Origin of the sequence: Sporosarcina limicola (assembly GCF_014873855.1) — a bacterium.
Lineage (GTDB): Bacteria > Bacillota > Bacilli > Bacillales_A > Planococcaceae > Sporosarcina > Sporosarcina limicola.
On the sequence record NZ_JADBEL010000011.1, the window covers coordinates 19,166 to 42,037 of the forward strand.

A 22,872-nucleotide genomic window follows, 5' to 3' on the forward strand; every position below is an offset into this window, starting at 1 on the left:
CAATTCATATAACCTACTTTTACAATATTCATAATAAAGAGTATGTGTTATATTGAAGTTGTTGAATACTACGATTTATGTAAGAAAGTGGTTGAATTTTGCGGATTCAACGCCGATAACCGTCTAAAAAACGGTATCGGGGGGTCTTTTTTAAAGACAATGACGGGCATGAAATCCGTGTAGTGACAAGTTTGTTTAACGCGTCCGCGGAAGTAATTGCTAGCATATATATAGAGCACGCTGGGGAATTGAGTCTTTTTTTGACGAATCGAAATAATCTGAATGTTCCTGTGATATTTGGAACGCTAAAAATGCTGTTTTTAACCAACTTTTTGCGGTACTGGTTGTATATAGTGCTGCTAATATGGCATTTTCAACAACCAGAATACTCCATAAGTTGGGCCAAAACGATTTGCCACGTCTTTTGAATGATTGTTCTTAGATGATACATTGCCGTTTATTTGGAAGGACGCAGTGGCTTTCTTTTTGTTTTATTAATTAGCGTACAGCAGGAGCTCACCTATTTCCGCTATGCTCCTATTACCTAGCTAATCGGAAGGAGAATGAAATTACAATCTATTAGGGAAATTACTATTCAGCGCATTCTTAATCTTAAAAGATTGTAGTTTAGTAGTGAAATTTAATCAATGATGGATAGGAGGTATGTTGCACTTGATGAATTTGAAAGCAATAGTTGTTAAAGATAAAGAAAAGTTAAATGAAATTTATAAGTTACGATACGATACATTTGTTGTGGAGCAACAATCTGCCCCAATTTCCTTTTATCCGAATGGATTATTAAAGGATGATATTGATAGCGATGGTTTTCATATAGGTTGTTATTTGAATGAAGAGTTGGTAGGTTGTATTACTTTAATAAAAAAAGAAAATAAACCTTTAATGGCTGAAAGGATCCATCAGCTAAGAAGTTTTCCAAACAACATATATGCGGAAGTAATGAGATTAATTATAGTAGAGAATCCTGAGGTAAATAATTTTGGTGTAAAGGCAAAAGTGCTAGGTGAATTATTGGAAAGAATAAAAGAAATTGTAGTTCAAGAACAGATTACACACATATACCTACAAAGCACTAAGAGTTCTCAAAAAATATATGAAAGTCTAGGCTTCGAACAAATTGGTAGTTATAAAATGTATGAAGGTATATCAAATGAATGTCCTATGCTTTTAGATATTAACAATACAAATAATAGAATTTTTAAGGAGGAGTAATAATGAACGCTGAAAAAATAATAAATATTGAAAAAGTCAGAGCGATTATTGCAGAAGTTTTAGAAGTAGAAATAGATGAAGTAAAGGCAGAAACAGATTTAGTAGAAGAGCTGGATGCAGATTCTATGATGGCCCTAGAGATTATGGCAACGATAGAAAAAGAATTCAGGGTGAAAATACCAGAGAATGAAATTCAGAATTTTACAACTCTAGATGCGATTATTAAAATAGTTGAAAAGGAAATGCGATAAATGAATGGTGATATGTCTAAAAAAAAGCCTGCCCTATCTTTTCAAGAGATTTTGAAAATTATTCCTCAAAGATTTCCAATGATAATGATTGATAAAGTAATTGATATAAATAGTGAAAGTCTAGTTGCTATCAAAAATATTACAGGAAATGAATTTTTCTTTGAAGGGCATTTTCCAGCTATTAAAATTTTTCCAGGAGTTTTATTGACGGAATCAATGGCTCAGGCAACTATTATTCTATTTAACAACTCTGGGCAGGATATGGATAGTAATTTGTTGCCTGTACTTTACCATACAGACGTGAGATTTAAGGAAGTTGTAGTACCGGGAGATCAACTAATGATACAGATAACGATGCTAAAAAAAGTTGAAGGTTCGGCAATTGTTGAAGCTATTGCCACTGTAGAAGAAAAAGTTGTAGCTAAAGGAAAACTAACTTTTACTTTCAAAGAACTTTAAAGGTGGAATATAATTTGAATAGAGTAGTAGTAACGGGTGTAGGAGTCATTACTTCAATTGGAGAAGACGTCGATACTTTTTGGGATTCTTGTATAAATGGAAAATCTGGAATAACAAAAATAGTGAAAGATAAACTGGAACTATTAACTCCTCAGTACGGTGGACAAATTCACAATTTTGATCCTGGAAAATATATTTTTGAAAATGATTTTAATTCAATAGGGAGAGGAACCCAATTATTAATAGGCAGTTTGCGTCAAGCAATTCAGAGTTCTAAATTAAAAAAAGAGGACTATCAGTTGGCAGATTTATTTGTAGGTACTACTATGGGAGAGGTCAGTGCAGAGACAACAAACCTAGATAGATTTCTTCAAAAGAAAAGTGAAAAGGCTTTTTTAGAACAAAACCAGTTAAAGAACATGTTGGTCTATGCTTCTAAAGAATTTGATATAAGAGGGTCCGGATTATTGAATACGAATGCGTGTGCAGCAGGAAATTATTCTACAATTCAAGCCTTCGAGCAAATCCGAAATGGCAAAAATAAAATTGCAATATCCGCTGGCGCCGACCCGTTTGCTACAATTGCTTATTACGGATTTAATAGATTAAATGCGATTTCTCCAGATAAGTGCAGACCATTTGATAAAAATAGAAAAGGAATGCAAGTGGCAGAAGGATCTGCGTGCTTGATTTTAGAAGATCTTGAACATGCTCTTGAAAGAGGGGCAGATATTTTAGCGGAGATAGTTGGTTATGGAGTGAGTAGTGATGCGTTCCATATTACTGCTCCACATCCAAAGTCATCAGGAATTATTAGGGCTACTAAAAATGCTTTAAACTACGCAAAGCTTGCTCCTTCGGAAATAGATTATATTAGTGCACATGGAACAGGCACATATGCAAATGATAAAGTTGAATCTTTTGCGATTAATGAAATATTCGGTGAGAATACCCCTGTAAGCTCGATAAAATCAATGTTGGGCCATTCAATGGGGGCGGCAAGCGCAATTGAAAGTGTAGTGAGCTGCTTGGCAATTAGAGATAACGTAGCACCACCAACTATAAATTTTGAAACTCCGGATGAGGAATGTCGAATTGATTGCATTCCAAACGTATGTAGGGAGATGTCCATAAAAACAGTTGTTAATAACTCATATGCATTTGGTGGCACAAACGCAAGTGTTATTTTTAAAGAATTCAGTAAATAGTCGAGGTGATTTATTTGGGTGAAATAGCAATTACAGGAATTGGTTGTATTACTCCCTGGGGTGATGAAATCTCATCATTAAGCAAGGCATTAATAATGAAGACACAGAATAATAGTATAAACCAGGTTGAAGACTTTGATGTGAAAAGATATATAATGAAAAAAGGATTACGTTCTCTTCAAAAGTCTACACAAATGGCTTTAGCTTCCACTCAGTTAGCTTTGAAGGATGCGCAGCATGACCTGAAGGATAATGAACATGATAGATTAGGAGTTTTTGTTGGTAATTCAATGAGTTATCTAAATAATATAAGTGATTTTTTAGACGATGTTTATGAAGTGGGTGCGGAGCTTGTAAGTCCTATTAAATTTCCAAATACTGTGCTCAATAATATATCGGGTTGGGTATCAATAGTTTTTGATGCCAAAGGTGTTAATAATACTGTGAATAGTGGTAATACATCTAGTCTTGATGCATTGTTACTAGCCAAAAATTATATTGAAAATGGAATAATTGATAAAGCTATTGTAGTAGGTGTCGAGGAGATAAATTTGGGTGTTTTGCATAATGAATTTAATGGAGGATTGCCAGATAGAAAAATGACAGAAGCATCAATTACTTTAATTTTGGAAAAAAGTGATCTTCAGAACAATAAGGTCTATGGGTATTTAGATGATATTTTTTCATGGCAAGAGCACACATTTAATGAAAAAGATTATGCATATAACCTAGAGAAAATACTTTCTAAAATTACTTCAACTACTATCCGAGAAGTTTATTTTGGATCTAGCAATAGTTGCGATAAAGTAACTGAGAATGAAGTGAAAAAAATGTATGGTGACGATACAGATCAATACAATATTTCCTCTCATATAGGAATATCATATGCTGTGTCAGGATTTATTAAAGTAGTATTATCTTTATTAAATGATGGAAAAAAAATTATTATTGAAACCAATGAGACAGGGAACAAATCTGTGCTATCGATTGAATCTAAAAGGACGGGTAAAATATAATGTCAAAAATTGCTTTAGTTACTGGTGGGTCAAGAGGTATAGGTGAAGCTATAGTAAAAGATTTAGCCTCTAAAGGGTGGACGGTTTATTTTACTTATAAAAGCAATGTTGAGAGGGCTAAAGAAATAGAACAATATGCAAATAACATTTTTTCTTATCAAGTAGATGTGAGTGATTATGATGCGGCAAAATTAATTGTAAATAAAATAATATCAAATAGTGGCAAAATTGATTGTTTAATTAACAATGCAGGTATTACCATGGACAAGACAATTGGATTTATGAACAAAAAAAGTTGGAATTCAGTGATTGAGACAAACCTTTATGGAACTTTTAATTACTGTAAATTTGTGTCGAAAGAGATGATTAGCCGAAAAAAGGGCACGATAATAAATATCTCTTCTGTTTCAGGGTTAGTAGGTATTCCTGGACAAACAAATTATTCAGCGTCGAAAGCCGGTATTTTAGGATTTACAAAAGCCTTATCTAAAGAATTAGGGCGTTATGGGATTAGAGTAAATGCTATTTGTCCAGGATTTATCAGCACAGAAATGACAGAAAATATAGAAAGTGAAGAATTGATTAAACAAATTTCTCTTGGGAGAATAGGAGAAACAAAAGATATTACTGGAGTTATTAATTTCTTATTAGATGATGCATCTTCTTATATTACAGGTCAAGAAATAATAATTGACGGGGGGTTATCTATTTAATGGACATTATTATTCATAAAAAATACAATAATATAGCCAAAGAGCACAGAGAGATTATTGAGGAAAACTTTTTGAATTCAAATGAGTTCTCGAAAGAATGGTTTTTATTTCTAGAGAAATCATTACCTGAATATGAACCTCTTTATATTATTGGTTTGATGAACAATAATATTGTTAATTTTTGCACAGGATATAATATTAAAAAGTTAGATATGAGACTTTATTTATCAGGAATATCAAAGACTATAGTTAACTTCCTAGAAAGGATTCACTTAAATCTATTTAAGTTTAATGTAGTTTTTTTAACAAATCCATTGTCTAATTACTGTGGTATAAAAAGTGAAAATTACTCTTCTTTTAATGAATTCATGGAAAAGTCTAAAAGGAAAATTTATAGGGAACTAAAATCGGCTTCTATTTTTGCGAACAATATCTATGATGAGGAATTGAGCGAAAATTTGTCTGAAAGTGGTTTTATTAAGATCCCTTTCTATCCTAACACAGTATTAAATACAGCCTATGAAACCTTTGATTCTTATTTAGCAAGTTTAAATAAGAAGAAGAGGTGGGATGTTAGAAATAAAATTAAAATATTTAATAATTACGGGGCAGAAATTCATATGATGGATAATAAAGATATTGGCGATTTCGATGATATATATATGTTATATAAAAATACATCTCAAAAGAATGATGACTTCCCAAATCTTATTAATTATTCTAAAGAAACATTTTGTAATTGGAAAGATATGAGTAACGCTTATAAATGGATAATAATAAAAGTTAAAGAAAGAGTCATAGGATTTGCTTTGTTAGTAAAAGAAGAAAATTTTTTATTATTTAAACATGTTGGATTAGATTATAAGGATTCAAAAGAATGCTACGCGTATTTTAATTTATATTATGCTGCAATAAAATATGCTATCGAAGGTAATTATCAATTTATGTACTGTGGAACAACTACTTATGATACAAAGAAAAGCCTTGGGTGTGAATTAGTAGAGACAAGTTCTTACATTTCCTTTAAAAGCAAATATGTTCAAAAGATTATAACACGTATTTTAACAAGAGCGTTTAAATAAAATTGAATCGGTGGTGAAAAATTGAAAAAAATATTATACATTGTATTTGTTTTCAACTTTTTATTTAGCTTATTAACAACTATTTTACCGTTACTAGTTTTTGCAATAACAAATTCATCTGCAACATCTGGATATATCTTATCTACATTTATGATCTCTTTATTATTGATCAGAATACTTTTAATAAAGTATAATTTCAAGCTGAATAATATTGCGATTACAGGTCTTGTGTTTTATAGTCTAGGTTTCTTTTTGTTGCTAATTGCATCAAGCAATATACTGTATTTTTATATTGGCGCGACCTTACTAGGTATTGGTGTTGGGGCAGTTGCACCAGTGTTAATTACTTTGATTACCAGTATAAATGAAAATACTAATAAAATGGTTGGTTTACACAATTCATTTATGGGTGCTGCTTCTGCAACAGCGCCATTCGCAGGTGTTTATTTCTATTACAATTTCCCGAGTTTTTATTTATATTCTATGTTATTCACTTTATCAATATCAGTCTTATTAATCAGCTTTTTCATTAAATTAAATAATGAAGATTCTAATAGCGAAAAGTTAAATAAACCTGCTAATAATAGTGTCATTGCAGTTTTTCTTAATAAAGAATATCTATCAAACTACTCCATATTTTTATTGGTGTCAATTAGTTACGGAAGTATAATTGCCTACCTTCCTATTTATCTTGAACAGATAAGTCTTAGAATTGATATTTTCTATTTTTTATTTTGGGCCTTCTTTATTATTTCTCAAGTTTATGTTCCAAGAATAAAAAAAGTTATAAACGAAAGATATTTATTGGCATTGTTTATGCTCTTACTTAGTATTAGTACATTACTAATATCTATATTAAACAATTACATCGGGCTTATCACGATTGCTGTAACTTTTGGTTTTTGTTATGGGGCTCTTACGAATTTGTTTTATATTCGAATTGCTGTAGTTAAAGATGAAAAACTCAAAACAAATGCTTTTTCCATATTCGGTTTAATGTCTTATTTAGGTGTTGGATTAGGAGCATTTATTTTTATCTCTATAGCTGACGTTTCTTTACGTTTATTATTCGTTGTCTCATCTATGTTTCCAATAGTAGGTTTACTTCTTATTTTAATTTTATACTTAGTGGAAAGATTAAAATCTATGCGAGTAAAGACTATAGAAAGTAATTCCGAAATTCAAAATAATATTGGAGTTAAAAAGTAGGATGAAGATACTTGGTGTAGGTATTGATATAGTTGACAAAATGCAGGTCGCTAAACTAATTAAAAAAGATGTTTTTGGCCACTTTTTGAAAAAGTGGTTTACGACAGAGGAAAGGGAATACTTATTAAAAAGCAAAAATATAGTAAATGAATTTTCTATTATATTTTCTATAAAAGAATCTTTTATAAAAGCCTCTTCAGGAAATATTACTTTAAAAGATATGAAGAACATAAATGTTTCTAAGTTCAATTATAAATATAAGATATCATATACTAAAGATGAAAAATTTTCACTAGATAAATATTATATGATTACTAATAGTGCAATAAAATCACTGGTGATTTCCTCGGTAGTAATACTTGAAAAGTAGCAAATAAAGACCCCTATAGTTCGAGCATAATGAGCCGATAATCTATCGTTTAATTTATTGGAAATGCTACGGGAGGAATCAGCTCGGAAGAAACATATGTAATAGAAGGGGTGGACAATGGGGATTTCGTAGGGACTGTCTTGCATTGGTCGGATGTTATAAAAGTATTGGATTAATAGGTATACGTTGGGGAATATAAGGTAGAGGATACGATTTGAGAACAGGGATGTTGTGGTGTTCAATATTGAATTGATTTTCAAGATATGATTACGAGGATAAGATAGAAAAACCCTACTTGAAACTTTTTCAAGTAGGGTTTTTTGTAATAAAGAATTATTTTGGCGAAGCATGCACAAAACATTGAAAACCCGGGTATTGAGGTGATTGTTTTGAAAATTAAGCCAAAACTTGAACCTGTAACCCTCTAGTTCTTCTCATCAAAAGCTTCTGCGCTTACAAAACAGGCCTTCGCTAGTTTTTTTAGCTGTAAATCACGTTGGTAGAGGTGATTGGAAGAATGGAGCGTGAAGAATAGAAAGTATATGAAATGTGGTAAGATAAGCGTATTGAAGGCTTGTCTGGAAAGGGGTTATTAGATGGAAATGTTATTAGAACGCGCGGTGCTTGTTGGGGTACAGCTGCAGAAAGACAAGCATTTTGACTATGCGATGGAAGAGTTGCGAAATCTTGCTGAAGCGATTGAGGTTGAGGTTGTTGGGCAAGTGACACAAAATTTGGAACGACGTCATCCGTCCCATTATGTTGGAAAAGGGAAAATTGAAGAAATTCGTAATTTCTATGATGAGCTCGATGCGAATCTTGTCATATTCAATGATGAACTTTCACCATCACAGATTCGGAATTTGGAGCAGGAACTCGATTGTAAAGTAATCGATCGGACGATGCTAATCCTGGATATTTTCGCACGACGCGCAAAGACAAGTGAGGCGCGAATGCAGGTTGAGCTAGCCCAACTACAATATATGCTTCCTAGGCTTATCGGTTTACGTGCTTCACTTGGTAGGCAAGGTGGCGGCACGGGCGGCGGACTCCAAAACAAAGGAGCTGGAGAAACGAAGCTCGAACTGGATCGACGGAAAATTGAAGATCAGATTGCAAAGCTTCGCCGTGATCTTGAACATGTAAAGGATCAACGGGAAACGCAACGGAAACAGCGAAAGAAAAGCGGTACGCCCGTTGTCTCGATTGTCGGTTATACGAATGCTGGCAAGTCGACGCTTATGAATCAGTTACTTCTAAAATTGAATCCTGATAATGCGAAACAAGTCTACGAAGAAGATATGTTGTTCGCCACGCTCGATACATCCGTACGGAAAGTAAAACTCGTTGATAATAAGGAGTTTATGTTAACAGATACGGTTGGTTTCGTCTCGAAGCTTCCTCACCATCTTGTCAAGGCATTCCGTTCGACGCTAGAAGAAGCAAGGGATGCAGACCTGTTGCTCCATGTTGTAGATGTTTCCAACCCAGAATACCGGTACATGATGGAAGTGACAATTGATACCTTGCAAGCTGTCGGCGTGGAGGACGTGGAGACAGTAAGTATCTATAATAAAGCAGATCTAGCTGACATCCCTTATCCACGTGTACAGGATGATAGTGCATGGATTGCTGCTAAAGAAGGGAAAGGGCTAGATGAACTTATCGAATTGATCAGGAAGAGGATTTTTGAACAATTTGTCACTTGTAAGCTTCTGATTCCATTCAATCGTGGGGATGTTGTATCCTATTTAAATGAGAGAACAAATATTAAAAATACAGAGTACGAAGAAGATGGGACGCTCATAACTGTGGAGATGTCGGCTTCGGAAAAAGTTAGGTTTGAAGAGTTTGTAATCAACCAGTGAATGAGTATACAAAAAAGCTGCACCACAAGACTTTTACAAGTCGATTGCGGTACAGCTTTTTCTATCTAAGAGAAAGGGGTGGGATGATTGTAGTATGCCCGCTTTTCATAAAGTTAAACCTCTTTGGACTGGATAGTATGCAAACGTACCCAAATTGCACCGCGACTGATGAGTTCGATGTATTTAAGAACATCTACGATACCGATTTGTGAATGCAAGGAGTGCTGCGTCAAATTGTGGATATCTAAATTGCAGATTAGATAGCTCCTTCATTCACATCGTAAAATCTAGAGATGAATGTGGTGATTAAATGGCATTGTTTTAAAGGTAGGTATTACGACTCAAATCTAAGATTCGACAAAAAATATGAAACTATTTCCAATGTATGCCGTATAATTGATGTGTAGTCAAAATTAGTGAATGGAAGGAAGAGAACAATATGAAAAATTGGATAAAAGGGTTGGCAGCTGGAATACTTGTCTTAGGTCTGGGCGCGTGTAGCACAGCACAACCGAAAACTGATTCAGCAACGGGTAAACAAGTTGAATTAAAAAATGAGAGTAAAATGACGGCGCAGGAAGTATACAAAAAGTCGATGGAAGTTTCTAAAGACCAAAAGAGTATGCATGCGAAAATGGACATCAATCAGAAAATTGATGTTCCAAGCCAGAAACTTAAAATTGACAGCAAGATCAAAATGGATATGGATATGGTGATTGACCCGCTCGCTATGTATCAGAATATGAAAGTGGACATGGGAGATCAAGGCAAGATGGATATGGAAATGTACATGACGGAAGAAGGCTTCTTCATGTTTAATCCCGAATTGAAACAATGGATTCAAATGCCGGCTGAAATGTCCAAAGAAATGATGGCGCAAATGGGCGGCGGAGCAGATCCAACACTGGATATGGAAATGTTCAAGGAATTCGCGGATGACTTTAAATTCGAGCAGACAGATGATGCATACATCCTAACTCTTGCTGCTTCAGGCGATAAATTCAGTAGCTTATTCAAGAAAATGGCTGCCGAAAATATGCCAGCAGGAATGGAATTAGGTGAAGATGAAGCGGAAATGATGGAGAACTTGGAAGTTAAAGGTCTTGAATTTGAAATCTTCATCGACAAAAAAACGTTCTTCACAACTTCATTTAACATGGATATGGATATGACGATGAAAGCTGAAGGCGAAGAAATGCATATCATCCAAAAGATGAAAGCTGACATTAGCAAAATCAACGAAATCGACAAAATTGTAATCCCTCAGGAAATACTTGACAATGCGATGAATGTCAATGACATGATGGGTAAGTAATTAACGAACGTCGGATAATTATTCCGGCGTTTTTTTGTTGCAAAGAAATAGTGGAATGGTCATATATGCAGAAGAATGGTCGCTTTGTTAGTGAAAATGGTCACATATGGTAATGAAAATACTCACCGCGCTAGAATCAGTTTCACACACGGGAAATCTAACTGATAATCATTTTCAGTTATTCGTTGACACTAGAATCTATCCTGCTATAATAGAAATTGCAGCTAATTGATAACCATTTTCATTAGAAAGATACCAATTGGATGTAAATAATCGATATCGGGGATACCCATGAAGATACGTTACTTGGTCATCATTACAATCAGTCTCTCATTCCTCTCATTATTCGTAGGGGTGAGCCGTATTACGCCGATGAATCTGCTCGATTTCAAATCGGAAGAAACGGAAATATTCCTCATCAGCCGTTTGCCTAGACTTGTTGCAATTCTCCTGGCAGGTGCCGGAATGAGTATTGCGGGTCTCATCATGCAACAGCTGAGCCGGAACAAATTTGTTTCACCGACGACAGCGGGAACACTCGATGCGACGCGGCTCGGGATTTTGGTCTCGATGTTGCTGTTCACTAACGCATCCACGATTGAAAAAATGATTGTCGCTTTTGTATTCGCGCTTGCCGGCACGCTGCTGTTCATGCAAATCCTTGACCGTATTAAGTTCAAGGATGCGATTTTCATTCCACTTGTCGGGTTGATGTTCGGGAATATATTGTCGTCTATCGCAACGTTCTTCGCTTATAAAGCGAATGTCATCCAAAATATGTCGGCTTGGCTGCAAGGTGATTTCTCGATGATCATGAAAGGGCGTTACGAACTTCTTTACATAAGCATTCCAGTGCTCATCATTACATATTTGTACGCAAACCGCTTTACGGTTGCGGGGATGGGTGAGGATTTCTCTAAGAACCTTGGACTTGCTTATAAACGGGTCGTTAATATCGGACTTATCCTTGTTGCGCTAATAACAACAACCGTTGTTTTGACGGTTGGAATGATCCCATTTCTAGGGTTGATTATCCCGAATATTGTTTCCATATTCAAAGGGGATCATTTACAGAAAACGTTGCCACATACCGCATTGCTCGGTGCGATTTTCCTGCTTATCTGCGACATTTTGGGTCGGGTGCTCATTTATCCGTACGAAATATCGATTAGTTTAATGGTAGGCGTTATCGGCAGCGGAATCTTCCTCTACTTGTTGTTTAGGAGGAAGGCCTATGCGTAATTCAACGAAACTGTTCATATTATCTATTATTGCCGTGATTTTCTGCGGCTTGTATCTTTTCCAAGGATTAAACGGAAGTTACGACTATGCTTTACCACGCCGTGGCATCAAAGTGTTGGCGATGGCGATAACGGGTGTGGCAATCGCCTATTCGACAGTCATCTTCCAGACCATCACACATAACCGGATATTGACACCAAGCATCATGGGACTTGATTCACTGTATTTATTGCTTCAGACCGCTATGATTTTCTTCCTTGGTTCGGGGCATATGGTGATAGTCAATAAACACGTGAATTTTATATTGTCTGTTGGGACGATGGTGCTATTTGCGCTCATCTTGTATCGGTTCTTGTTTAGGGGCGGAAAACAGCCGATTTATTTCCTGCTGCTTGTTGGTATCATTGTCGGAACTTTTTTCGGAAGTATCTCGACGTTCCTGCAAGTCCTTATTGATCCGAATGAGTTCATGCGTGTGCAGGACAAAATGTTCGCTAGTTTCAACAATGTCAGCGGTGATCTTGTTTGGTGGGCACTTGGAATTGTCGTAATCGGACTTATAATTGGTTGGCGTTACATTAATGATCTTGATGTGCTGTCATTAGGCCGAGATACTGCTGTCAATCTAGGGGTTTCCTACAATAAGGTTGTCAAGACGATGCTTGTGTTATCCGCTGTACTTGTTGCCGTTTCAACGGCGCTCGTAGGTCCAATCACGTTTTTCGGATTAATCGTCGCGAATCTGTCTTATCAATTTTTCAAAACCTTTAAGCATTCAATTCTCATTATCGGTGCATCTATCATAAGTATTATCGCCCTCGTCGGTGGACAATGGGTTGTCGAACGGGTATTTACGTTTTCAACAACACTTAGTGTCATCATCAACTTCATCGGCGGCGTCTATTTCATCTACTTACTATTGAAGGAGAGTCGATCCACATGATCCAAGTCCGTGAACTGTCGAAATTTTATGGTAAAAAAGCGGTCGTTGAAAAGGTCAATGTTGATATCCATCGTGGAAAGATTACGTCGTTTATCGGGCCGAATGGTGCTGGTAAGTCGACGCTCCTTTCAATGGTGAGCCGTCTTCTTGATGCGGATACAGGTGAAGTACTTGTGGATAACGACGACGTTCGGAAGATGAAATCCAATGACTTCTCAAAACGGGTATCCATTTTGAAACAGTCGAATTTCATGAATGTTCGCCTGACGATTCGCGAACTTGTATCATTTGGTCGTTTTCCGCATTCGAAAGGGAGACTGACAGCCGAGGATCTCCGTATCGTCGACCAGTCGATGGATTATATGGATCTTATGGAGATGCAGAACGATTATTTGGATGAACTATCAGGTGGACAACGCCAGCGTGCTTTCATCGCGATGGTTATTGCCCAAGATACGGATTATATCCTACTTGACGAGCCGCTTAATAACTTGGATATGAAGCATTCGGTTCAGATTATGAAAATATTGAGAAGATTGGTTGATGAACTAGGGAAAACAGTTGTGATTGTTTTACATGACATTAACTTTGCATCGGTTTACTCGGATCGCATCGTTGCATTGAAAGAGGGTCGCGTTGTTAAAGATGGACCAACGAATGACATTATTAATTCTGAAGCACTGAAAGAGATTTATGATATGGATATCCCTATTAAACAAATGAAGAATTGTCGCATATGCGTGTACTTCGACTCTTAATTAGAAAAGGATGGGTTATGATGAAAAAAATTAAAATTTTATTGATGATGATTGCACTAATGGCGGTCCTCGTTGCATGTGGAACGAAAGATGACAAGACTTCTGAAAAAGCGACTGACAAAACTTCTGGAGATAACAAAGAAACAGAAACAGCAGTAATCGAAATTAAACATGAACTTGGCGAAGCAACTGTAACGAAAAACCCTAAGAAAGTCGTAGTATTCGATTTTGGCGTACTTGACACACTTGACAAGCTTGGTATTGAAGTTGCGGGTCTTCCACAATCGAACGTTCCTTCATACCTTGCTAAATATAAAGATGAGAAGTATGAGAACCTAGGTAGTTTGAAAGAGCCGGATTTCGAAAAAATTCACGCAATGAAACCGGACGTAATCTTTATCTCTGGACGTCAATCTGACCTCTTTGAACAGTTTAGTGAAATTGCACCAACTGTCTATGTAGGATTGGATACTGCAAATTACATGGATTCGTTCAAACATAATATGGAATTGGTTGCAGAAATCTTTGGTAAAGAAGATGAAATGAAAACAGAACTTGCTGAAGTTGATGAACAAATCAAGGCGATTAACGAAAAAACTGCAGGGCTTGACTCGAAAGCATTGATTGTTCTTGGAAGTGAAGGAAAAGTTAGTGCGTACGGACCAAGTTCACGTTTTGGATTGATTCATGATGTGTTCGGTTTTAAAGCGGCAGATGAAAAAATTGAAATCTCAAAGCATGGTCAAAATATTACGTTTGAATATATCTTTGATACGAATCCTGACGTTCTCTTCGTTGTAGACCGTGATGCGGCAATCGGTGGGGATTCAAGTGTGAAGGACTCCATTGAAAATGAATTGGTTATGAAAACGAATGCTTATAAAAATGGTAAAATCGTTTACTTGAATGCTGAATATTGGTACCTATCCGGTGGCGGTCTTCAATCTATGAAAGAAATGATTAAAGAAGTTGAAGCTGGGTTGTAAGAAGTTTTGTTAATGTGAGAGTAAAGGGCCAATCTGCTAAATTAGCGGGTTGGCTCTTTTTGTGAGGAATACGTTTTTCGAATGTCATTGTAAATCGCAGAAAAACCCTTTGTTTTAAATGAACAAGTGGAGTATAGTTGGAAGTGTCTTTACATCAGACTATACAGTAAGGGGAAAGAGCATATGACTCAAAAGAAAAAAGGGATTTCAAGAAATAAATTGCTTGCGCTTGCAGGTACGGGCTGGATGTTCGACGCCATGGACGTGGGCATATTATCGTTCGTTATCGCGGCACTCGCGATAGAGTGGCAATTGACACCGTCTGAAATGGGTTGGATTGGAAGTGTAAATTCAATCGGGATGGCTGTGGGTGCGTTCGTTTTCGGCCTACTTGCTGACCGAGTTGGTCGAAAGAATGTCTTTATGATGACGCTCGTCTTATTTTCAATCGCGAGTGGGCTATCTGCACTGATAACGACGCTTGCCGCATTTCTAGTTTTACGATTTTTCGTAGGCGCAGGACTTGGCGGAGAATTACCTGTGGCATCGACATTGGTTTCTGAAAGTGTGGCAGCAAAAGAACGAGGTCGTGTCGTCGTTCTGCTCGAAAGTTTCTGGGCGGCGGGTTGGTTGATCGCTGCATTGATTGCCTACTTCATCATTCCAGAGTATGGATGGAGGGTTGCATTAATCATTACCGCGCTTCCCGCATTCTACGCAATTTACTTGCGTCGTGAGTTGCCAGATTCACCGAAATTCGAAGCGGAGGGCAAGCCGAAACAATCCGCAGGCGATAAATTGAAGTTACTTTGGTCAAAAAAATATGCACGACGGACACTTATGCTCTGGATCGTTTGGTTTACGGTCGTCTTCTCGTATTACGGCATGTTCCTCTGGCTGCCGAGTGTTATGGTGTTAAAAGGCTTCACGCTCATTAAGAGCTTCCAGTATGTGCTAATCATGACATTTGCTCAGTTGCCTGGTTACTTTACGGCCGCTTGGTTGATTGAAAGGGCGGGCCGGAAATTCGTACTGGCAACGTATCTTCTCGGAACAGCAGCAAGTGCCTTAGTTTTCGGGAGCGCAGAGACGTTACCGATGCTTCTCATTTCAGGCGCCTTACTATCATTTTTCAATTTAGGCGCATGGGGCGCATTGTACGCTTACTCCCCGGAACAGTATCCGACTGCAATTCGTGCGACAGGCTCGGGGATGGCTGCTGCGGTTGGTCGGGTAGGTGGTATTTTTGGACCGCTACTCGTTGGTTCATTACTTGTAGCGGGATATGGGTTCGGCATTATTTTTGGCATCTTCTGCGGAGCGATTGTAATTGGCGTGCTGGCAGTTGTGTTTTTAGGAACAGAGACGAAACAATTGGAATTGGAATGAATGATGGGCCTGCCTTGTATGGGTGGGTCTTTTGTTTTGAATACCGCAAAGGTAGTTGCGGATAACCGCAAACAAAATTGCGGTGAAACTCTGGATAAAATGAGGTAGAATAAAAATGTAGTGAATTATACAAATTATCTTGTAATATGCGAGGAAGAAAGTAGTTGAGCATAATTAGGTCTAATAGGATAAGAAATTCATTAGTTAGTATTATAAGCAATAAAATTGAGCAACCTCAATTGAAAGCTCAGCTCTTAGAATTTGTTGATTATCAATCGGAAAAAGGATTTTCTTTTGGAGAAATGCTTGTTTTGCACTACAGCATATTTAAGGGAATAGAAACGGAAGAAATCTACACAGTTGCAGCGGCCGTGGAAGCTTTGATATTATCCTTTGATATATTAGATGATTTTGAGGATGATGATTGTAAAGACAAGCCGTGGTTAACAGAGTCTAATTTATCGTTAAACGCAACGACGGCCCTTCTTTTTTTAAGTGCCGATATTATAAGAAGGACAAGCTTTGCGAACAAGGATAAAGCCATTTCTATTCTGTTGAAGTATGCGCTCCGATCAATTAGCGGGCAACATAAAGATCTTTTAAATAGTTGTAAGAATGAAGCGGACTTTATTGAAATGACACTAGAGAAATCGGGTTCATTGACAACTCTCGCTTGTTTGGTTGGCGCATGCTTAGCAACAGATGATTATCCGAAAGAAGTAGCGTCATACGCTGAACTGATTGGTTTAATTGGGCAAATTAACAATGATTTAGTAGATATAAAAAAATGGAATGAGAAAAATGACTTATTAAATAAGAAATACACTCTGCCTATTATCTATTTACTAAACTGTAAAGATGATGAACTACTATTTATACATAACTACTACGATAATAAGGTAGATTCAAATGAAGTAGTGCAAAATCGGTCGTTAATTGCTAAAAAGTTTGTTGAAACAGGGGCTATTATATATACTGAGGTCATCAAAAGAGTCTACCAAAATAAAGCCCTTGCTGAAATTCAGAAGCTTTATATGAATCCGTGTATTAGTGAACAACTAAATAATTATATAAATTAAAAGGAGGAAATAACAATGCAGGAAGTCATTCAATTTTTAGTCAATAATTCTGATGTGGTGGAAAAAGTAAAAGAGGGAAAAGCAAGTCTATTAGGGGTTAATGCAGAAGAGTCCAAGGCGATTTTGGAAATATTTTTTGAAGGGCAAGTAACTCCAAACTATTATTATTGGGAATAATAGTTTAAAGACTAAGGATTTTTCCCTGCTATTTTAGGCTCAACACCAAAGTCTGTTCTTGACATGAAAAGCTATAAAAAAAATATCTATATTTCGTACTCTCTGCAGTTGGAAAGTAATAGCAAACAACCGATTTCACTTGAATATAATGATAAGGTTCTCAGTTGTTGAAAAGTCAAGTACATGTTTCGGTGTTGAGCCCTTTTTTAAGGAGAAAAAATGAAACAGTTTATTAATACAAATATCACTTCCTTACTGTCGATTTTAATCGTAACAGGACTAGCCGGCTATTTTTCCTTAACGATTTTAAATTATCCATTAGTGGGACTAGAAGTAAAAGAAAAGAACAACCATTGGATAGTAGAAAAAAAGTATGAAAATGGGTGGGCTTCAAATCAATCAATTGAAGAGGGAAACATAGTTGAATTTGTTGATGGGAAAAAAACGGAAGAGCACTCGACAGTAAAAAGATTTAATAGGGTGGAAATGGCGAATTCCATAACTATTATGGACAATAAATTAAAAGTGCATAAGTTCAACATCTCGTATGGGTACATGGATCCAAACTTTATGTTTTATTTATTGTTTCCGATGTTATTTATTACAGTAACTATTTTATTAAGTATTTTCCTTTATTTGAAAACAAGGAATAATCAATCCTCAACTATTTTAATTTATTTTTTGTTGTCGATAGGAATTTGTTATCTAGGGGCTTCTATGTCTGCGAGAGGAGATTTGATTGGAAGACTTTCAACAATAATCACTTTGCCAAGTTCTATAATTCTATTTACGCATTTTTTGAAAAGTTATTTTAAAAAGTATGATTTAGTATTTATTCAAACTAAATCTCTCTTAAGGTTGTATATATTATACACGATTTTCCTATTAACAATAGCAGGAAATCATTTATTTTATATAATAAACAATTTTATAATAGAATTTAAACTATTATATTTTTCTTTATTATTATCTTATTTACTTTTTTATATATTCAGTTTTTATGTAAAGCATAAGGATTCCGAGGGAAGTACTGTTATAAAAATCCTTGGAATGATTATATTCTTGTCTTTTAGTCCATTTGTATTTTTTTATGCAATTCCTACTATCTTTTTAAAAAATGAATTTTTTCCGGCAGAAGTCACCGCCATTTTTTTAATTTTGATTCCAATTGCTCTTGTCTATTTACAATTGTCGGAAAAATTATTCGATATAGAATTCTTCTTAAATAGATTACGTTACTATTCTTTAATTTCTGTCCCGTTTACATTTTTGGTGGTAATAATATTGAGTTTTATACTCAACTTTAAACTATTATCTAGTTTGACTGTAATGGCATTCATAACTTTGTCTATATGTACAACGCTCTTTCTGTATGTAAAAGAATATATCGATTATAAACTACGACATCATTTATTCTCCCCAAAGGGTAATTTTGAAACGAGCGTCTATACTTTTTTCCAAAAATCGATGTATGAGACAAAGGTTAGTAGTCTCATTACCAATCTGAAAAATGAAATAAAGGATGTACTAGTAGTGAAAGAGGTTTTCTATATTGAAGTAATTGAGGGAGAAGATGAGGAAAATTGGGGAATAAAGAATAGAAATAACTTTCCTGCTTTAATCATTGAAGATGTCGAGAGAATAAAGTGGAATCATTGCTCTATTGGAACCTTAATTCAAGTCATGGATAGGTTTGCGATTGTTATTGGAGGGGACCAAAGTCGTAAAAACATTATACTATTTGGTATGAAGAAATCCAAAACAAATTTAAATATCCAGGAAAGAATATGGTTGGAAACACTTGCATACTTTTCGAGTATCCTTCTTGAGAATTTTCAATTGATTGAAGACCTTTTCGAAAAAATAAAAAATTATAAGGAGAAAATGGAGATAAAAAACAATAGTTATCCTCTATGGTTATCAAAATTAATGTTCTCTTTATCGGAAAAAGAAAGAACGAATCTATCAATTGATTTACATGATTCAGTACTTCAGGATCAATTACAACTTTTAAGAGACATTGAGAGCATAACAGAACAGGTTACCGATTCATCTATTAAAAATGATTTGTTCATTCTTAAAGAAAGGATGCTCGATAACATTCATTTAGTCAGGGAAACATGTAATGAGCTGCGACCACCTTTTTTGAATGAACTAGGAGTTGTACAATCGATTCATAATTTAATAGAACAGACAAAGCTACGTTGTACTTTCCTCTTAATTTCCGAATTGGACCCATCCATTCAGAAATTGGATAAGGAAGTTGAACTGACCCTATATCGAGTTATCCAAGAACTTTTAAATAATGCAATGAAACATTCCCTAGCTTCTAAAGTCGAAGTATCGTTACGTAAGAATAATCAGGTATTATCTCTAGCATACGACGATAATGGGAAAGGGATTGATATGGCGGAATTAGATGATTCTTTTAATACAATGGGCATATTTGGGATGAAAGCGCGGGTGAAAAATGGGGGTGGAACAATTGAAATTAACTCTTCTCAAGGACAGGGAATGCACGTCTACATCGAATTTAAGGAGGTTCATGGCGTCAAGAAAAATTAATGTACTAATTGTGGATGATCACCCTACAGTTGGCGAGGGAACCAAGGTCATTATTGAACAACAAGAAGATATGAAAGCGGATGTGATTGTTGATAGTGAAAGAGTTAAAGACATTCTTAAACAAGAGAAGTATGAAATCTACTTAGTAGATCTGTATATGCCAAAACTAAATGGTATTGAACTTTCAAAAATTATTCTACAAATTGATCCTGATGCAATCATTCTCATATACACTGGTTTTGATATCATGTCCCATTATAATTTATTGATAGAGTTGGGTGTTGCAGGGTTTATTAGTAAGACTGCAACACAGGAGCAATTGATCACTGCAATTAGGTGTGTATTAAGGGAAGAAGCTGTGATTCCACTCCAATTATTGAAACAATTAAGAAGGGGTGAAACTGGGCCATCCACCAACGAGGGACAACAGAATTTAGGGGACATTACTTTATCCAATATCGAGCAACAAATATTAGATGAAGTATCCAAAGGCTTAACAAATAATGCGATTGCTTTAAATTTATCGATGAGTCAACGAACGATTGAACATCATTTAACCAAAATATTCACCAAGCTAGGTGTGGGCTCAAGAACAGAAGCTTTACTAAAAGCAAGGGAATATGGATTATTATCTATGCAATTAGTTAGAAATGATTAAGTGAAAGGAGCTGGAGAGTAGCCGGCTCTTTTATAGTATTTCTTGGGGCGAAATTCTGTTACTGTTAACTAACCTTTTTGCTAGAATCGTAAAAAGTTTTCGGGGAACCGCCGTTTAATTTATAGTGAATTTGAATATAAACTATGTAGGAATAATAGTTTATGGGACAAAAATGAAATAATTGTGATAAATGATGAGGCTATTCTACACGCCGATGGTGAATTGGCCTGTAGAATAGCTTTTTTATTGATTGGAAAAACAAGTAGCCTCCAACTCAAACCAAGCACTCGCTCTAGAAATATCACCAACCTTTACAAAACGTTTACCCCCACTCCATGTTTGCTTAATGTTTAGCTTGTAGAGTAAATCTTGTAAGCAAATCAACACAAACAAATGGAGGTTTTACTCAATGGGTTTTCATCGTGCCTGGAAAAAAGGAATCGTTGGTGTATTCGCATTGTCACTTCTTGCCGCTTGTTCTGAGGATTCGAAGAGCGGGAATGCGGAAGCAAGTGGAAAAGACTTGTCCCTCGACGAAATCATTACAAAGGCAAAAGAGGAAGGTGAGGTCAATTCGGTAGGGATGCCGGATACATGGGCGAACTGGGTAGAAACATGGGAGGAGCTTGGCACGGAATATAGCTTAAAACATAGCGACACGGATATGTCGAGTGCTGAAGAATTGGCTAAATTCGATGCCGAGAAAAATGATGCGACAGCTGATATTGGAGACGTTGGTATTGCGTTTGGACCCATCGCCAAGGATAAAGGGCTAACACTTCCTTATAAAACTTCCTATTGGGATGATATTCCCGCTTGGGCAAAAGACAATGAAGGCCATTGGGTGTTGGGTTATACAGGGACCATTTCATTTTTAACCGATAAAAACAATGTGGAAAATTCTCCGAAATCATGGGAGGATCTGAAAAATGGCGATTACGTCGTTAGTATCGGGGATGCGTTGACAGCGAACCAGGCGCAGTTTGCCATTTTAGCAGCGTCTTATGCTTTTGGTGGGGATGAATCAAATCTAGAGCCTGGTATCGAATTTTTTGCAGAACTTGCAAAACAAGGCCGTCTATCTGGAGATCCATCAGTTGCGAATCTTGAAAAAGGCGAAATTGATGTGGCGATTCTTTGGGATTTCAACTCTCTCGGTTACCGTAGCCAAATTGATGATTCTCGCTTTGAAGTAGTCATTCCGAAAGAGGCATCCGTTATTTCAGGCTATGCCACAGTGATTAATAAATATGCGAAACACCCGCACGCCGCCATGTTGACACGTGAATACATCTTGTCGGATGAAGGGCAAGAAAATCTGGCAAAAGGTTATGCACGTCCAATCCGTGAAAATGTGAAGTTGTCGGATGAGGTGAGGTCATTGTTGCTTCCGAAAGAAATGTATGGCAATGCACGTCCGGTTAAAAATCAGAAAGCATGGGAAGAAACGACAAAACAAATTCCACAAATGTGGCAGGAGAAGGTATTGATCCATGTCAAATGACCGTGTTGTCCTAATAGTGGTGGATGCACTGCGATTTGACACGGCATGTACACATATGGGATATATGCAGCATTTGGTGGAGCGCAATGTCGCGGCGCGTTATGAAGTGCGGTCAGAGGTACCGTCGTTATCGCGTCCGCTATATGAAACAATCTTGACGGGGACACCGCCAATCGTTCATGGCGTGACCAGTAATTACACAATCCGGTTATCGACGCAGCAAAGCCTATTTCATTTAGCCAGAAGTAACGGTAAGAAAACTGCGGCTGCTGCGTATTATTGGGTGAGTGAGCTTTATAATCGCGCACCATTCAATTTCGCAGAGGATCGCCTACAAATGGATAAGGATCAGGCGATTGAAAATGGGATTTTCTATTTCGAGGATCATTACCCTGACAGTCATCTGTTTTCGGAAGCGGCATGGCTATTGCAACATAAGCAACCAGATTTCCTCTATATCCATCCGATGAATGTGGATAATGACGGCCATCTTTTCACGGCCGATTCAAAGGAATATCGTAACCGGGTGTTGGCAGTGGATAATTTGCTCTCATTATTCATCCCGCAATGTCTTGAACAAGGCTATGAAGTGGTTGTTACGGCGGATCACGGTATGACAGCTGATGGGAATCATGGCGGAAATACAATTGAAGATCGCCATGTTCCAATGTTTATTATATCTGATCAAGTGAAGCCGGAAATAGTTGAAGGAGCCGTTTCCCAGCTTCAGGTGGCACCCCTTATCTGTCGATTACTTGCCATCGAGCCGTCGATAGAAATGGTTCCGCTTCTGTTGAAAGGGATGTAATCTTTCTAAGAGGCCTAGCGCCTCTTTTGAACTTCATTCAGC

At 36.5% G+C, this 22,872-nt stretch carries 22 protein-coding genes; all 22 read left to right on the forward strand.

Going from position 1 to position 22,872, the window contains the following annotated elements:
- Positions 1 to 675 precede the first annotated feature (675 nt).
- The 22 genes from H4683_RS10740 (at position 676) to H4683_RS10845 (ending at position 22,830) form a co-directional block, all read left to right on the forward strand.
- Positions 676 to 1,230 (forward strand): N-acyl amino acid synthase FeeM domain-containing protein, encoded by a 555-nt coding sequence (locus H4683_RS10740; protein ID WP_420826557.1) that lies wholly within the window; start codon positions 676 to 678, stop codon positions 1,228 to 1,230.
- A 2-nt stretch (positions 1,231 to 1,232) separates the two neighbouring features.
- Positions 1,233 to 1,481: an acyl carrier protein gene (locus H4683_RS10745; protein WP_192598842.1), complete on the forward strand. Its 249-nt coding sequence runs from the start codon at positions 1,233 to 1,235 to the stop codon at positions 1,479 to 1,481.
- On the forward strand, positions 1,482 to 1,940 hold the full coding sequence (gene fabZ, locus H4683_RS10750; RefSeq protein ID WP_192598843.1) for a 3-hydroxyacyl-ACP dehydratase FabZ: 459 nt from the start codon (positions 1,482 to 1,484) through the stop codon (positions 1,938 to 1,940). It begins immediately after the preceding gene.
- 14 nt (positions 1,941 to 1,954) lie between these two features.
- Positions 1,955 to 3,148, forward strand: a complete 1,194-nt coding sequence (locus H4683_RS10755; protein WP_192598844.1) for a beta-ketoacyl-[acyl-carrier-protein] synthase family protein — start codon at positions 1,955 to 1,957, stop codon at positions 3,146 to 3,148.
- Positions 3,149 to 3,162: 14 nt separating this feature from the next.
- Positions 3,163 to 4,164, forward strand: a complete 1,002-nt coding sequence (locus H4683_RS10760; RefSeq protein WP_192598845.1) for a beta-ketoacyl synthase N-terminal-like domain-containing protein — start codon at positions 3,163 to 3,165, stop codon at positions 4,162 to 4,164.
- The gene (gene fabG / locus H4683_RS10765; RefSeq protein WP_192598846.1) at positions 4,164 to 4,877 is read left to right on the forward strand and encodes a 3-oxoacyl-ACP reductase FabG; all 714 of its coding nucleotides are present in this window, start codon (positions 4,164 to 4,166) and stop codon (positions 4,875 to 4,877) included. Before H4683_RS10760 ends, fabG begins: the two co-directional genes overlap by 1 nt.
- Positions 4,877 to 5,959: a peptidogalycan biosysnthesis protein gene (locus tag H4683_RS10770; RefSeq protein ID WP_192598847.1), complete on the forward strand. Its 1,083-nt coding sequence runs from the start codon at positions 4,877 to 4,879 to the stop codon at positions 5,957 to 5,959. Before fabG ends, H4683_RS10770 begins: the two co-directional genes overlap by 1 nt.
- A gap of 21 nt (positions 5,960 to 5,980) precedes the next feature.
- Positions 5,981 to 7,168, forward strand: a complete 1,188-nt coding sequence (locus H4683_RS10775) for an MFS transporter (protein ID WP_192598848.1) — start codon at positions 5,981 to 5,983, stop codon at positions 7,166 to 7,168.
- Position 7,169: 1 nt separating this feature from the next.
- Positions 7,170 to 7,538, forward strand: a complete 369-nt coding sequence (locus H4683_RS10780) for a 4'-phosphopantetheinyl transferase family protein (RefSeq protein ID WP_192598849.1) — start codon at positions 7,170 to 7,172, stop codon at positions 7,536 to 7,538.
- A gap of 596 nt (positions 7,539 to 8,134) precedes the next feature.
- Complete coding sequence (gene hflX, locus H4683_RS10785) at positions 8,135 to 9,406, forward strand: GTPase HflX (protein WP_192598850.1); 1,272 nt, start codon at positions 8,135 to 8,137, stop codon at positions 9,404 to 9,406.
- A 439-nt stretch (positions 9,407 to 9,845) separates the two neighbouring features.
- Complete coding sequence (locus H4683_RS10790; protein ID WP_192598851.1) at positions 9,846 to 10,721, forward strand: DUF6612 family protein; 876 nt, start codon at positions 9,846 to 9,848, stop codon at positions 10,719 to 10,721.
- 291 nt (positions 10,722 to 11,012) lie between these two features.
- A complete protein-coding gene (locus tag H4683_RS10795; protein WP_192598852.1) occupies positions 11,013 to 11,963 on the forward strand; it encodes an ABC transporter permease in 951 nt (316 codons plus the stop codon).
- Positions 11,956 to 12,906: an iron chelate uptake ABC transporter family permease subunit gene (locus tag H4683_RS10800; RefSeq protein WP_192598853.1), complete on the forward strand. Its 951-nt coding sequence runs from the start codon at positions 11,956 to 11,958 to the stop codon at positions 12,904 to 12,906. Before H4683_RS10795 ends, H4683_RS10800 begins: the two co-directional genes overlap by 8 nt.
- Positions 12,903 to 13,664: an iron ABC transporter ATP-binding protein gene (locus H4683_RS10805; RefSeq protein ID WP_192598854.1), complete on the forward strand. Its 762-nt coding sequence runs from the start codon at positions 12,903 to 12,905 to the stop codon at positions 13,662 to 13,664. Before H4683_RS10800 ends, H4683_RS10805 begins: the two co-directional genes overlap by 4 nt.
- A 20-nt stretch (positions 13,665 to 13,684) precedes the next feature.
- Positions 13,685 to 14,650, forward strand: a complete 966-nt coding sequence (locus tag H4683_RS10810) for a siderophore ABC transporter substrate-binding protein (RefSeq protein ID WP_192598855.1) — start codon at positions 13,685 to 13,687, stop codon at positions 14,648 to 14,650.
- A gap of 183 nt (positions 14,651 to 14,833) precedes the next feature.
- Positions 14,834 to 16,039: an MFS transporter gene (locus tag H4683_RS10815; protein ID WP_192598856.1), complete on the forward strand. Its 1,206-nt coding sequence runs from the start codon at positions 14,834 to 14,836 to the stop codon at positions 16,037 to 16,039.
- Between the two features lie 164 nt (positions 16,040 to 16,203).
- Positions 16,204 to 17,118, forward strand: a complete 915-nt coding sequence (locus H4683_RS10820; RefSeq protein ID WP_192598857.1) for a polyprenyl synthetase family protein — start codon at positions 16,204 to 16,206, stop codon at positions 17,116 to 17,118.
- 15 nt (positions 17,119 to 17,133) lie between these two features.
- Positions 17,134 to 17,295: a competence pheromone ComX gene (comX, locus tag H4683_RS10825; protein WP_192598858.1), complete on the forward strand. Its 162-nt coding sequence runs from the start codon at positions 17,134 to 17,136 to the stop codon at positions 17,293 to 17,295.
- A gap of 321 nt (positions 17,296 to 17,616) precedes the next feature.
- Positions 17,617 to 19,860, forward strand: a complete 2,244-nt coding sequence (locus H4683_RS22155) for a sensor histidine kinase (protein WP_338062453.1) — start codon at positions 17,617 to 17,619, stop codon at positions 19,858 to 19,860.
- Complete coding sequence (locus tag H4683_RS10835) at positions 19,841 to 20,518, forward strand: response regulator transcription factor (RefSeq protein WP_192598860.1); 678 nt, start codon at positions 19,841 to 19,843, stop codon at positions 20,516 to 20,518. The genes H4683_RS22155 and H4683_RS10835 overlap by 20 nt, the downstream gene beginning before the upstream one ends.
- A 409-nt stretch (positions 20,519 to 20,927) precedes the next feature.
- Positions 20,928 to 22,022, forward strand: a complete 1,095-nt coding sequence (locus H4683_RS10840) for an ABC transporter substrate-binding protein (protein WP_192598861.1) — start codon at positions 20,928 to 20,930, stop codon at positions 22,020 to 22,022.
- Positions 22,012 to 22,830 carry an alkaline phosphatase family protein gene (locus H4683_RS10845; protein ID WP_192598862.1) on the forward strand — a complete coding sequence of 273 codons (819 nt, stop codon included), beginning with the start codon at positions 22,012 to 22,014 and terminating at the stop codon, positions 22,828 to 22,830. Before H4683_RS10840 ends, H4683_RS10845 begins: the two co-directional genes overlap by 11 nt.
- Positions 22,831 to 22,872 lie beyond the last annotated feature (42 nt).